The following is a 12,995-nucleotide window of genomic DNA, read 5'->3' on the forward strand; positions in this document are numbered from 1 at the left end:
GACGGCGGCCGCGAGCACCGACCAGACCCGTCCCGCAAACCCTCGTTTCCGGGACGGCTGGTGAACTGGGTTCGCGCGGCATACATGTTCGGCGGCTCGAGATCAGGCCGGCGGCGGCCCGGTCGTTCCTCGAACGACGAGATGAGGGGCAACGACGCTCGTAGGGTGGGCGACCGCGACGCCGTTGATGCGGTCGACGGCCCGGGCCACGGCGAGTTCCGTCATGGCCGGGACGTCCTGGGCGATCGTGGTCAAGTTGATGTGGGCCAGGCGGGCGAGGTGGCTGTCGTCGAAGCCCACGACGCTGATCTGGTCCGGCACGCGCGCGCCGGCCCGGGCGAGCACGTCGAGCACGCCGGTCGCGCAGCGGTCGTTGAAGACCGTGACGGCCGTAGGTGGCTCGTTGTCGTCGAGGAGGGTGTGGGCCGCGGTTGCCCCGTCGGTCTCGGTGAGGCCACCCGGCACGACTTGCACGTGGCGTCTCAGGCCGTGGGCGTGCATCGCCTCGCGGTAGCCGCGCCGCCGGTCCGCGGCGCCGGGCGCGCGGCCGCCGTCGATGTGCGCGATGCGCTGGTGGCCGAGGAGGGCCAGGTGGTCGACGGCCTGATGCAGTCCGTCGGCGTCGGCGGTGCGGATCACATCGAGACCGCGGACACCGCGGGCCAGGACCACGACCGGCAGCCGCGTCGCGATCTGGGCCAGCGCGGGGGCGGGTGTCTGCGGGCCGAGCATGATCAGCGCCTCGCACCGGTCCTGCAGCAGGCCGGCGGTGGCCTCGGCCTCGTCGCGGTCGGGGGTGACGGCGCTGAGCGCGAGCTCGTATCCGCGGTCGCGGGCCGCGGTGTAGAGAGCGGTGACCAGGTCGACGTGGAAGGCGTGCTGGATGCCGAAGACCACGCCGAGCAGCCGGCTGCGGCCACTACGCAGCAGCCGCGCCCGGCTGTCCGGCTGGTAGCCCAGCTCGTCGGCGGCCTCACGAACCCGGCGGCGGGTGTCGGTGCCAGCGCCCGGCTCGCCGCGCATCACCAGCGACACCAGCGACTTGGACACTCCGGCGCGGGCCGCCACATCGGCGAGGGTGGGCCGGGCCTGCGTGTTCGCCATGTGCACACCATAGGTATGGAACGTTCCAGCGCCAACCCTTGACGTGGCACGACTGCGTCTCGCAGGCTCGGCCTATGGAACGTTCCAGTGCAGTGGGTGTCGCATTGATCGGAGCGGGCCGGATGGGCCTGTTCCACGGCGAGACGGTGAGCCGGCGTCTTCCCGACGCCCGGCTGGTCGCGGTAGCCGATCCGTTGGGCGGCGGCAAGGAACTCGAACCGGACCGGTTTTACACCGACGCCGCGCAGGTCTGCGACGACCCGCAGGTCGATGCTGTCGTGATCGCCGCGCCCGCCCGGCTGCACACCGATCTGGTCGTCGCGGCCGCGCGGGCGGGCAAGCACGTGTTCTGCGAGAAGCCGATGGCGCTGAGCCTGGCCGACGCCGACCGTGCCATCGCCGCGGCCCGCGACGCCGGCGTGGTGCTGCAGGTCGGGTTCCAGCGCCGATTCGCCCCCGACTGGGCCGCGGCCCGAGCCCTGCTGGACGCGGGGCAGGTCGGCACACCGCGGCTGTTGCGCTCGCTGACCCGCGACCCAGGCGGCTTCGACCCCGCCCGCGTACCACCGGACACGATCTTCTTCGAGACGCTGATCCACGACTTCGACGTGCTGCGCTTCCTCAACCCCGGCGCCACCGCGGTCGAGGTCTACGCGAGCGCGGACGCGCTGGTCGAGCCCGGCTGGCGTGACCGCGGCTTGCGCGACACCGCCGCGGTCATGGTCTGCTTCGACAACGGCGCGGTGGGCTTTGCCGAGGCGTGCTTCGCGACCAGCTACGGTCACGACGTCCGCGCTGAGGTCTTCGGGTCGGCCGGTGCCGCCACCGTCGGCGACGCGCGCCGTACCGCGATGACCTACTCCGGGCCGGCCGGGCGCACCGTCGCCACGATGCACAGCGACCAGGAGCTGTTCGGCGGCGCCTACGTCGCCGAACTGGCCGCGTTCACCGCCGCTGTGCGCACCGGAACACCCGCGCCGGTCACCGGCGAGGACGCCCGCGCCGCCCTCGCGATCGCGCTGGCCGCCGCGGAATCGGCCAGCACCGGCCGGCCCGTTCGGGTGACCGCGTGACCGGCTACCGGCTGGCGGTCTGCGCCGAGATGGTCTTTCTCGACCTGCCGTTTCCCGAACGGGTCACCCGCATCGCGCAGCTCGGCTTCGAGGCCGAGATGTGGAGCTGGGCCGGCAAGGACATCGACGCGCTGGTCAAGTCTGGCGCCACCATCTCCTCCATGACCGGATACCTCACCGGCACCCTCGCCGACCCGGACGGCGCCGACGAGCTGCTGCGCACCGCACAACAGTCGCTCGAAGTCGCCGAGCGCCTCAACTGCCCGCGGCTGAACATCCACGGCACCGGCCTGGACGACCGCGGCCTGCCGGTCGTGCCGGCGGCCGTGGTGACACCCCGGATGTGGCTCACCGCCGCCCGGACCCTGACCAGGCTCGCCGCGCTCGGCGAACGCGCCGGCCGGATGTTCACGCTGGAGAACCTCAACACCGTCGTCGATCACCCCGGCACACCGTTCGCTCGGACCGCCGACACCGTCGCCCTGGTCGAAGCCGTCGGCAGCCCGCACCTACGGCTGAACCTCGACCTTTACCACGCGCAGATTGGCGAAGGGAACCTCATCCAGCTCGTCGAACGCGCCCTGCCGTTCGTGGGGGAAATCCAGGTCGCTGACGTGCCTGGGCGGCAGGAGCCCGGCACCGGCGAGATCCACTACCCGGCGATAGCCGCCGCTCTGCGACGACTCGGGTACCACGGCGTCGTGGCGCTCGAAGGCTGGGCCTCCGCCGATACCCAGACCGCACTCCAGCGATTCCGCGGAGCCTTCGACCCGTACCAATAGGCACCGACCCGACCGGCCACCGAAGCCGATCCAGGATGACGGACAGACTCACACTGCTGCCAACCGCTGCACCGACCCAACGAGACACCCCACCACGCGTCGACTTCTTAGCGTTGTTTTTTCGCTGGAAACTACGGGCGGCCCAGATCGGTCTCTCACTGTCGATGAGCGATTTGTTATGCCCCGGCGACCCGAACAGCTGCCGAGGACGGACCACCGTCCCAGCGCGGTTGGGATTGTCGACATGGCCGGCGCCCACAGTGCCCTGCTGCGCCACCTGGGCGGGAGATCTCGAAGCCGGAAGGTCTCTAAGCTGTCGTCGTGCCGCTGCTGACGTGGAACGACACTTTGCCCGGCCGGCCCAGGCGGGTGCTGGTCGCGGGAACCACCGAGTGGCAGTACACCGCGAAGCTCGGCGACATCCTGCACAGCCGAGCCGACTGCGTGTTGTGGCTGGACCATCCCCGCGGCCTGGTGATGCGCCAGGTCGTCGGGCGCAGCCTCGCGCGGCGCATTCAGCGCCGGCAACTGTGGAACGGCAACGTCGAGCCGTCGCTCTGGACCGTGTTCACCGATCCTGAGCATGTGGTCCGCTGGGCGTGGCGTACGCAGGGCGGACCGGGAGAGCGGGTGGCGGCGCTGTTGGAACAACGAGGACACGACGTGGTCGTGGTCCGGCTCCGAGGCCGCCGCCAGGTAGCACGATGGGCCAGCCGCAACCTCAGCGGGCAACGTGAGCGCTGGTGAAAAGCGGCTGCCGCGCCGCGCACGCTGGGCTACGGTGCCCCGATGCAGGCGGATGAGGCTCGGCGGGCGACCCAGGCGGCCATCTCGAGCGCCGCGCGGCTCGGGCTCACCGCTCGCGACGCCGTGGTCCTGCACAACTCGAACAAGCTCACCCTGCGTCTGCGGCCCTGCGATGTGCTGGCCCGGGTGGCGCCGGCGGGGGAGCAGTGCGCCCAGTTCGAAGTGGATGTCGCTCGGCGACTGGCCGAGGTCGGGAGCCCGGTGGCCGCGCTGGAGTCGCCCGAGGTCTTCGCCCAGGACGACTACACAGTCACCTTGTGGGTCTTCTACGAATCGACCGCGCAACCAATCCGTACCGCGGACTATGCCGGCGCGCTCGAACGCCTGCACGCCGGCATGCGCAAGGTCGACCTGCCCACGCCGCATTTCACGGACCGGGTTGCTGAGGCCCTGGCGCTCGTGGCCGACCACGCCCGGACACCGGAACTGTCCGGCCCGGACCGGGTCTTCCTCGCCGGCACGCTGGACCGCATGCGACTGGCGGCCGGCGGGAGCGGCCGGCCCGAGCAACTGCTGCACGGCGAACCTCACCCGGGCAACGTGCTACCGACCCGGAACGGCCCGCTCTTCATCGACTTCGAGACGTGCTGCCGGGGGCCGGTCGAGTTCGACCTGGCCCACGCGCCCGACGAGGTCGGCGACCACTACCCGGGCGTCGATCACCGGGTGCTCCGGGACTGCCGGACCCTGATGCTGGCGATGATCACCGCCTGGCGCTGGGATCGCGACGACCAGTTCCCCGACGGCCGCCGGCTCGGGGTCGAGTGGCTGGACGAGCTCCGGAAGGCCGTGCGGGAAACCGAACGGGGCGAATACGGGAAAACGCAACATCTTTGACCGGGGTCGGCGTGGCTGGCAACACTCCTCGCATGCGCTGAGCAGCGCAGACGATCACGAGGGGAGTGCGTCATGCAGGTGAGCAAGCGGCGAACTATCGGAACGGTACTGGCGGCCCTGGCCCTGGCGGCCGCGGCGGCGATCCTGCCCGCGTCGCCGGCGGCGGCCCAGGCCCAGGTCAAGCTTTACGGCACGAGCAACGGCGCCAACTTCTGCCTGAACCACAACGCCTCGGCCGTGCCGTGCAGCACCACGTCCGCACGGTGGATCATGACCGTCGCGGACAGTTCGAGGAACGCCTACCGGCTCCTCGCTGTCACCGGCAACTGGACCACCTGCCTGGAGCAGCAGGCCGGCACCGACCACCTGCGCCGGGTGACCTGCGCCTGGAACTCGGGCCAGATCTGGACCCCGACCTACCTCAACCCGGGCAACCAGTGGCGCAGCGACTACGGCGCCTGCCTCGACATGAACCGGACCGGCGGCATCCCGAACGGGGTCGTCACCGCGACCGGCTGCAACGGCTTCGCTTCGCAGCAGTGGATCCACCGCTGATCAGTTGTGCTCTGGCCCGTCCCCGAGCACAGGGGGCGGGCCTTTTTCCCGTATTTCTGGTCGGGTTCGCCAGCATGAACGGCGGCACCACCGGCGGCTCGGCCAGTACCACCGTCACCGTCACCACCGCCGGCACGCTGAAGGCGGCACTCAACTCGACGACCTCGCAGACGATCCGGGTGTCCGGACTGATCAGGACCGCGGGGCTGTACGGTGAACATCCAGAACGGCAGCACGAACGTCTGGATCGACCACAACGACTTCTCGAACGGTGGCGACGGGCTGCTCGACATCACCCACGGGTCGGACTTCATCACGGTGTCCTGGAACCGGTTCCACAACCACGACAAGACGCTGCTGCTCGGCCACGCCGACGACAACAGCGCCGAGGACAACGGGCACCTGCGGGTCACGTACGTGCACAACTACTTCGACGGCACCACCAGCGGCACCCGCGGGTGCGGTTCGGCAACCCGGTGCACGTCGGGCGTCGGCAAGATCTGAGCGGGATGGAAAACGGGCCGGCCGGATCACCGCTCGACCGGGACCGACTGTTCCAGGCGGGACAGTTTCTCCGGGTTGCGCACGTAGTACAGACCCGTGATGCGGCCGGCCTCCACCCGGGCCGCGAGAACTCCGTCGAACGCCTCGTCGATGCGTACCGCCAAAGCGGGGTTGCCGTTGACCAGCGTGAGCGTCACGCTCAGCGTGCCCACCACCTTGCCGAGACCGCCGGCCATGAACCGGGCCACCCGGTCGGCACCCACCATCGGCCGCTGCACCGCCTGCCGCAGCCCGCCGCCGTCCGCGATCAGCACCACGTCCGGTGCGAGCACGTCGAGCACGCCCTGCAGGTCGCCGGTGAGCAGCGCGTGCCGGAACGACGACAGGGCCGCCCGGCACTCGTCCGCCGACACCACCGAACGGGGCCGGCGGGCCGCCACGTGGCGGCGGGCGCGCTGGGCGATCTGGCGTACCGCCGCCGGTGTCTTGCCCAGCGCATCCGCGATCTCGTCGTAGCTGACGTCGAACGACTCGCGCAGCACGAACACCGCCCGCTCGGTCGGCGACAGCGTCTCCAGCACCAGCATCAGCGCCATCGACAGGCTCTCGGCCAGCTCCACGTCGTCGGCCACGTCCGGCGCGGTGAGCAGCGGCTCGGGCAGCCATGAGCCGACGTACGACTCGCGGCGCCGGGCGGCCGTGCGCAGCCGGTTGAGGGCCTGCCGGGTGGTGATCCGGACCAGGTAGGCGCGCTCGTCGCGAACCTGGCCGAGATCGACCTCGGCCCACCGCAGCCAGGTCTCCTGCAGCACGTCCTCGGCGTCGGCGGCCGAGCCGAGCATCTCGTAGGCGACCGTGAACAGCAGGTTGCGGTGGGTGACGAAGGCGTCGGTGGCGCGGTCTGTCACGGCACGAGCTCCCTGCGGCGGGCGGGTACGGACATCACCCCGGGGCGGCGCGCCTCCATCGCCAGTTGTTTGACGGTGCCCCAGCAGATGAACTCCTTCAGCTTGGCAGCCGGACGCCCGCTCAGGTGCATGCCGCGCGCGGTGTCGTCGCGGTGCGAGACCTGGAAGAGGCCGTACCGGCGGCCCAGGCTCAGGCACTGTCCGACGAAGCTGATGGCGATCGGTTCCGGTTCGGTGCCGGCGATCCGGGCGAGCACGGTGTCCGCGGCGAACCCGCCGAGCGGCCCGGCGGCCTGGCAGCTCATCCGGAACGGCCGGTCGGAGGGCGCCACCGAGTCGCCGGCGGCCACGATCCGGTCGTCGTCGATGCTGGTCAGCGTCTCGTCGGTGCGCAACCGGCCGAGCGAGTCGGTGCTCAGTCCGCTGCGCGCGGCCAGGTCGGGCACCCCGAATCCGGCCGTCCAGACGGTCACCGCGCTGGCCAGTTCGCGGCCGTCGGCGAGCCGGACGGCGTCGCAGGTCACGGCCGTCACGGTGGCGTTCTCGATCACCGTCACGCCCAGCTGGGCGAGCCGGCGGGCCACCTCGCGGCGCCCTCGGGGGTGCAGGTACGGGCCCAACTCGCCGGCGCAGACCAGGGTCACCCGGCGGCCCAGTTCGGCCGCGGTCTCGATGCCGGTCGGCCCGCCGCCGACCACCGTGATCGTCGGCACGTCGCCGGCCAGCACGGCCCGCAGCCGCTGGGCGTCCTCCCAGGTGGACAGGGGATAGGCGTGGGCCGGCGGGTCGATGCTGCCGCTGCCGACCGCGTAGATCAGATAGTCGTAGCTCTGCTCGCCGCCGGAGGCCAATGTGACCCGGCCCCCGCCGATCCGGGTCGCGGCGTCCACCACCAGCCGCACCCGCGGTGACAGCACGTCGCGGTAGGGCACGGTCGCCGGGTGGGTGCCGGCGACCAGCTGGTGCAGCCGGATCCGTTCCACGAACGCCGGCCGCGGGTTGATCAGGGTGACCGACACGTCGTCACGCTTTGTCAGGCGGTTTGCCGCGGTCACCCCGGCGTAACCGCCGCCGACCACGACCACCTCAGTCTGTTCTGTCATGCCCACCAGACACCGGCTGCCGGTCGCGTGTGACGAAACCGCGGTGAAACCGCCGTGATCCGCGCCACCCGCATGGTCGGGCCATGACAACGAACCCGGCCGTCGCCGTGACCGGCCTACGCAGGTCGTACGGCAAACACGTGGTCCTCGACGGCATCGACCTGCGGGTGCCCGAGGGCACCGTGCTCGCCCTGCTCGGCCCGAACGGAGCCGGCAAGACCACCATGGTCCAGATCCTGTCCACCCTGCTCCGGCCCGGCTCCGGCACGGCCTCCGTGTGCGGGCACGACGTGCTCGAGAACCCGGAGGCGGTCCGCGCGGCGATCGGCGTGACGGGCCAGTTCTCGGCGCTGGACTACCTGCTCACCGGCCAGGAGAACCTGCGCCTGATGGCCGACCTGCACCGCCTGCCCCGGCCCGAGAAGCGGCGCCGGGTCACCGACCTGATCGAGCGGTTCGGGCTGGCCGAGGCGGCCGGCAAGCCGGTGCTGACCTACTCGGGCGGGATGGCCCGGCGGCTCGACCTGGCCATGGGCCTGATCGGGAACCCGCGGGTGATCTTCCTGGACGAGCCGACCACCGGGCTGGACCCGCGCAGCCGCCGCGACATGTGGGAGATCGTCGGCGACCTGGTGTCCCGCGGCGTGACGGTGTTCCTGACCACGCAGTATCTGGCGGAGGCCGACCGGCTGGCCGACCGGATCGCGCTGCTCGACCACGGCCGGCTGGTCGCCGAGGGCACGCCGGACGAGCTCAAGCGGCGGATTCCCGGCGGGCACGTCGAGCTGCGCTTCGCCGACGAGTCCGCGCTGGCCGCGGCGGCCACGGTGCTGGACGTCGCGCCGGACCGGGCGGCGCTGACGCTGCGGGTGCCGGGCGACGGCGGGGTCCGGTCGCTGAAGGCACTGCTGGACCGCCTCGACGACGCCGCGGTCGAGGTCGACGCGCTGGCCGTGCGTACGGCTGATCTTGATGATGTCTTTCTCGCTCTGACCGGGGGTGCCCGATGACCGGCGCGATCCGGGACTCGGCCACGATGCTGCGGCGTCAGCTGCGCCACATGTCCCGCAATCTGTCCACGACCCTGCTGTTACTGGCCGTTCCGATCATCTTCCTGCTGCTCTTCGTGTTCGTGCTGGGCGGCACGCTGGGTGACGGAATCGGCGGCGGCTCCGGCGGGCGTGACGTCTACGTCAACTACGTGACGCCCGGCATCCTGCTGATCGCGGTCGCCAGCACCGTGCAGGGCACCTCGATGGCCGTCTCGGTCGACATGACCCAGGGCATCATCGCCCGGTTCCGGACCATGGCGATCGCGCGGGTGTCGGTGCTGACCGGGCATGTGCTGGGCAGCGTGGTGCAGAACGTGCTGACCCTCGCGGTGGTGATCGGCGTGGCGGTGGCGATCGGCTTCCGGCCCACCGCGACGCCGGTCGAGTGGCTCGCGGCCGGCGGGCTGCTCATCGCGATCACGTTCGCCCTGGTCTGGTTCACGGTCGCGCTCGGCCTGGCCGCCAAGACGCCGGCGTCGGCCAGCAACCTGGCCATGCCGCTCACGCTGTTGCCGCTGTTCGGCAGCGGCTTCGTGACCACCGAGTCGATGCCGGCCGGGCTGCGCTGGTTCGCCGAGCACCAGCCGTTCACGCCGATCATGGAGACGCTGCGCGGACTGCTCCTCGGCTCCGCCATCGGGAGCAGCGGGGTGGTGGCTTGCGCCTGGTGCGCCGCGATCGCTTTTTGGGGGTACGCGTGGGCGCGGCGCCTCTACAACGCGGAGCGCACCGGTTGACGCTCGGCCAGCAGGTCGCGCGCCGCCGCTCGTAACGCTTCCGGGTGTTCGCCGGCCGGTTCCTTGTCGGCCGGCCCTCCTCCTGCCCCGGCCATCGTTGGCTGGAAGTTGCGCAGAATGCCGAACCGCTCGGCCAGCGCGACCATCCGGCCGGCCGTAGGCCCCGGCTCGGCCAGGCCGATTGCCAGCAGCAGGGTGCCGCAGACCGCCCGGGGCGCCGACGGGTCGTCGAGCAGCAGCGCCAGCTGGGCGGGCAGCGTCGCGACCACGTCCGCGACCAGGTCGAGGCGGCCGTGCCCGGCGTGCGCCACCACCGTGACCGCGCGGGCCTCGGCCGCCCACCGGTCGCCGCCGGATCCGACGCCGCCGGACCCGACGCCGCCGGACCCGACGCCGGCCGCGACCTGGCGCCACAGCCGCAGGCCCTCGTCCACCTCGCCGCGGGCGAACAGCACCTCGGCCCGGATGCCCAGGTCGTAGCCGGCGGTGGTGACCTCCAGCTGCTCGTCGTGCGCGATCCGGGCCAGCCCGTCCAGCCACTGCTCGGCCTCGCCGGTGTCACCGGTCTGCAGGCTGGCCAGCACCAGCCAGGAGCGGGTGCCGACCGCGTCGGTGCGGGCGCCCAGCCGCTGCAGGATCGGCAGCGCCGCGAGCAGGTGCTCGCGGGCCCGCGCGCCCTGGCCGAGCGGGAGGCAGATCTCGGCGGCCCGGCCGTGGCCGAGCGCGTGCAGCCAGGGCAGGTCCAGCTCGGCGAACAGGTCGACGGCGCGCCGGGCGCTCGCTGCGTTCCGGTGGCTCGTCTCACCCCGGTAGCTGGCGTACAGGTTGGCGACCGCGGCGAGCAGCGGTTCGGCGCTGTCGCACAGCCGGGCCAGCGCGTCCGGGTCGGCCGCCGCGTCGATCACCCAGCCGACGGCCCGGACCGGGGTGTCCGGGGCCGCGAGGCCGAGCCGGCGCAGGCCCACGACGGCGCGCATGGGCCGTGCGCCCTCGATGCTGTACGTGCAGACCGCGGCCATGGTCAGCGCGGTGCGGGTGGCCTCGACCAGATCCGGTGCCGGCCGGTAGTGCGACAGCGGCCGGTCGATCTGCCCGATCAGCGCGGTCACCCGGGCGAAGCTCGACTCGACGGTCCCGATGCCGAACAGCACGGCGGCGACCGCGGCCACGGTGGGCCGGTCGTCGCGGCCGAGTGCGAGCCGCAGCGCGTGGTGGAGATTCTCCTGCTCGGCGTGGATGGTCGCGGCGGCCTCGTAGGGGTCGCGGCCGAGCAGCGCCGCGTGGTGTGCAAGGCCGAAACCGCGGGCCCAGCGCAGGAAAGCGGCAGTGACGTCCCCGGCGTCCCGCCCGGCGTCGTGCCCGGCGTCGCGGGCGCTGAACTCGCGGACCGTCTCGAGCATCCGCAGCCGGACCCCGGCCGGGGTGTCGTCCACCTTGAGCAGTGAATGACCGGCCAGGTGCTCGAGCACCACGAGCGGGTCGCCACCCAGCACCTCGCCAGCCGCGGCGGCGGTGAACCCGTCCGGGAACACCGCAAGCGCCCGCATAGCCGCCCGGCCGGCCGGGTCGAGCAGGTTCCAGCTCCAGTCGACCACGGCGTGCAGCGTGTGGTGCCGCTCGGGGGAGTCCCGGGCCCCGCCGCGCAGCAGTGCGAACCGGTCGTCCAGCCGCCGAGCCACCTCGGCCACCGACATGGTCCGCACCCGGGCCGCGGCCAGTTCGACCGCGAGCGGCAGCCCGTCCAGGCGCCGGCACAGCGCGGCCACCTCCCCGGCGGGCAGGTCGACGCCGGGACGCGCGGCCCGGGCCCGCTGCCCGAACAACTCGGCGGCGGCCCCGGGGCGCAACTCCGGAAGCTGGTAGAGCGACTCCGACGACAGACCCAGCGGCGTCCGGCTGGTGGTGAGCACGCGGAGGCCGGGTTTGGCGGCGACGAGGTCGCGGACCAGCCGGGCGGCAGTGGCGACGACGTGTTCGCAGTTGTCGAGCACCAGCAGGGCGGGGCCGTCGCCGACGAGCTCGGCAACTTCCGGTCCCACCCCGTCGTCGCCCACCCCGTCGTCGCCCACCCCGTCGTCGCCCACCCCGTCGCCGGCGAGGCCGGCCAGCGGCACGACCACCACCACCGGGAAGTCGGCCCGTCGTGCGACCGCATTGGCCAGGCGGGTCTTGCCCAGTCCGCCCGGGCCGACGATCGAGGTCACCCGGGCGGTGCGCAGCAGCGCCTCCACGGCGGCGACATCATCGTCCCGGCCGAGCAGCTGATTGGGTTCGGCGGTGACCCCGTGCCGCACGACGCCCGAGAGCAGGCGCCGGTGCTCGGCCTGCAGCGCCGCACCCGGGTCGGCGCCGAGTTCCGCGCGCAGCCGCCGGCGGTAGGTCTCGTAGCGGCCCAGCGCCGTGGCCGGTCCGAGGGTCGCGGCTTCGCAGCGCAGCAGTTCGGCCAGGATCTCCTCGTCGCGTGGGGACGCGTCGGCCAGGGTGGTGAGCAGATCGAGGGCCTCGCCGTGGCGGGTCAGGCGGGCCAGCGCCAGTGCGCGGGATCTGACCAGGGCGCGGTGGGTGACCTGGCGGGCAGATCGCAGTGCCCCGACGGGGCCGCCGTGCAGTTCCAGGGCTGGGCCGCCGTGCAGTTCCAGGGCTGGGCGGCCGTGCAGTTCCAGGGCTGGGCTGTTTTCGTGCCGGGCCCGGGCTGCGCCTTCGCTGCGCCACCTCAGGCCGGTGGTGGTGTGCTCCGGGAGCGGGCTGCCCGGGTACAGGGCCAGCCCCGCGTCGGCGTGCGCCAGGGCCGCCGCGTGGTCGCCGGCTCGCTCGCACCGAGCGGCCGCGGCGGCCCGGTCCAGCACGGCGGCGCTGTCGACCCGGTCGTCGGCCAGGGTCAGCCGGTAGCCGGTCGGGGTGCGGGCGATGACGTCCCCGCCGAGCTGTGACCGGGCCCGGGAGACCAGGATCTGCAGGGCCTTGGCCGGGTTCTCCGGCTGCTCGTCCGGCCACAGCCCGTCGACCAGCCGCCCGGTGCCGCAGCCGGTGCGCAGGTCGGCGGCGAGCAGCGCGAGAAGCCCCTGCAGCCGGGCGCCCGGAATGTCCCGGCCGCGGTAGGACACCCCGGACAACAGCACGAGATCGGGCGTCACGGCACCAGGGTGTCACATCCGTGCGGCCCGCCTCGTCCCTGACGCATGCACGCCACCTATGTCACGGTCACCATCGTCGCCGCCCTGTTCACCGGGCTCGCCGCCGGCACCTACCTGACCGGTCACGACTACCCGAAAGCCCAGGCGGACATGAAGCGCCTGCCCCGCTCGTGGGTGCCGCGACTGGGCCTGTGCCTGGCGGCGGGCGCGCTCGGTCTGCTGGCCGGCTTCGCGGTCCCGCTGGCCGGCGTGCTCGCCGCCGCGGGCCTGGTGCTGTACTTCGTCGGTGCCCTGATCGCGCACCTGCGGGTCGGTTCGCGGCAACTGATCGGCTGGGCGGTCTTCTTCACCACCGCGGTGGCCGCGCTGGTGGTCAACATCGCGCACCTTTGATCAGTC

Annotated in this window: 13 protein-coding genes; 9 read left to right on the forward strand and 4 right to left on the reverse strand. The window is 72.6% G+C overall.

The features are described 5' to 3' along the window. Positions 1-102 precede the first annotated feature (102 nt). Positions 103-1,104, reverse strand: a complete 1,002-nt coding sequence (locus Ari01nite_RS30875; protein ID WP_203785741.1) for a LacI family DNA-binding transcriptional regulator — start codon at positions 1,102-1,104, stop codon at positions 103-105. A gap of 74 nt (positions 1,105-1,178) precedes the next feature. Here Ari01nite_RS30875 and Ari01nite_RS30880 point away from each other — a divergent pair, with 74 nt between their 5' ends. The 6 genes from Ari01nite_RS30880 to Ari01nite_RS30905 all read left to right on the forward strand — a co-directional run bounded on the left by Ari01nite_RS30880 (position 1,179) and on the right by Ari01nite_RS30905 (position 5,662). After that, positions 1,179-2,177 (forward strand): Gfo/Idh/MocA family oxidoreductase, encoded by a 999-nt coding sequence (locus tag Ari01nite_RS30880; RefSeq protein ID WP_203785742.1) that lies wholly within the window; start codon positions 1,179-1,181, stop codon positions 2,175-2,177. After that, complete coding sequence (locus Ari01nite_RS30885; protein WP_203785743.1) at positions 2,174-2,959, forward strand: TIM barrel protein; 786 nt, start codon at positions 2,174-2,176, stop codon at positions 2,957-2,959. The genes Ari01nite_RS30880 and Ari01nite_RS30885 overlap by 4 nt, the downstream gene beginning before the upstream one ends. 321 nt (positions 2,960-3,280) lie before the next feature. Next, complete coding sequence (locus tag Ari01nite_RS30890) at positions 3,281-3,706, forward strand: hypothetical protein (protein ID WP_203785875.1); 426 nt, start codon at positions 3,281-3,283, stop codon at positions 3,704-3,706. Positions 3,707-3,748: 42 nt separating this feature from the next. Continuing rightward, entirely contained in the window at positions 3,749-4,603 is an 855-nt protein-coding gene (locus Ari01nite_RS30895; RefSeq protein ID WP_203785744.1) for a phosphotransferase family protein, read from the forward strand. Between the two features lie 72 nt (positions 4,604-4,675). Next, a complete protein-coding gene (locus Ari01nite_RS30900; RefSeq protein WP_203785745.1) occupies positions 4,676-5,158 on the forward strand; it encodes a ricin-type beta-trefoil lectin domain protein in 483 nt (160 codons plus the stop codon). 213 nt (positions 5,159-5,371) lie between these two features. Next, complete coding sequence (locus Ari01nite_RS30905) at positions 5,372-5,662, forward strand: pectate lyase family protein (protein WP_239163176.1); 291 nt, start codon at positions 5,372-5,374, stop codon at positions 5,660-5,662. Between the two features lie 26 nt (positions 5,663-5,688). Here the strand turns inward: Ari01nite_RS30905 and Ari01nite_RS30910 are convergent, their stop codons facing one another. Then, entirely contained in the window at positions 5,689-6,570 is an 882-nt protein-coding gene (locus tag Ari01nite_RS30910; protein ID WP_203785746.1) for an RNA polymerase sigma-70 factor, read from the reverse strand. Further along, positions 6,567-7,673 carry an NAD(P)/FAD-dependent oxidoreductase gene (locus tag Ari01nite_RS30915; RefSeq protein ID WP_203785747.1) on the reverse strand — a complete coding sequence of 369 codons (1,107 nt, stop codon included), beginning with the start codon at positions 7,671-7,673 and terminating at the stop codon, positions 6,567-6,569. The genes Ari01nite_RS30910 and Ari01nite_RS30915 overlap by 4 nt, the downstream gene beginning before the upstream one ends. Positions 7,674-7,756: 83 nt before the next feature. On the opposite strand from Ari01nite_RS30915, the gene Ari01nite_RS30920 reads away from it, so the two are divergent. Both Ari01nite_RS30920 and Ari01nite_RS30925 read left to right on the forward strand, forming a co-directional pair. After that, positions 7,757-8,683, forward strand: coding sequence for an ATP-binding cassette domain-containing protein (locus tag Ari01nite_RS30920; RefSeq protein WP_203785748.1), 927 nt, complete (start codon positions 7,757-7,759; stop codon positions 8,681-8,683). Then, the gene (locus tag Ari01nite_RS30925) at positions 8,680-9,462 is read left to right on the forward strand and encodes an ABC transporter permease (RefSeq protein ID WP_203785749.1); all 783 of its coding nucleotides are present in this window, start codon (positions 8,680-8,682) and stop codon (positions 9,460-9,462) included. Before Ari01nite_RS30920 ends, Ari01nite_RS30925 begins: the two co-directional genes overlap by 4 nt. Here Ari01nite_RS30925 and Ari01nite_RS30930 read toward each other — a convergent pair. Further along, positions 9,438-12,596, reverse strand: a complete 3,159-nt coding sequence (locus Ari01nite_RS30930; protein WP_203785750.1) for an ATP-binding protein — start codon at positions 12,594-12,596, stop codon at positions 9,438-9,440. The two genes, Ari01nite_RS30925 and Ari01nite_RS30930, sit on opposite strands and share 25 nt — an antisense overlap. Before the next feature lie 45 nt (positions 12,597-12,641). Here Ari01nite_RS30930 and Ari01nite_RS30935 point away from each other — a divergent pair, with 45 nt between their 5' ends. Then, positions 12,642-12,989: a DoxX family protein gene (locus tag Ari01nite_RS30935; RefSeq protein ID WP_203785751.1), complete on the forward strand. Its 348-nt coding sequence runs from the start codon at positions 12,642-12,644 to the stop codon at positions 12,987-12,989. Positions 12,990-12,995 lie beyond the last annotated feature (6 nt).

It is taken from the genome of Paractinoplanes rishiriensis, from assembly GCF_016862375.1.
GTDB classification, from domain to species: domain Bacteria; phylum Actinomycetota; class Actinomycetes; order Mycobacteriales; family Micromonosporaceae; genus Actinoplanes; species Actinoplanes rishiriensis.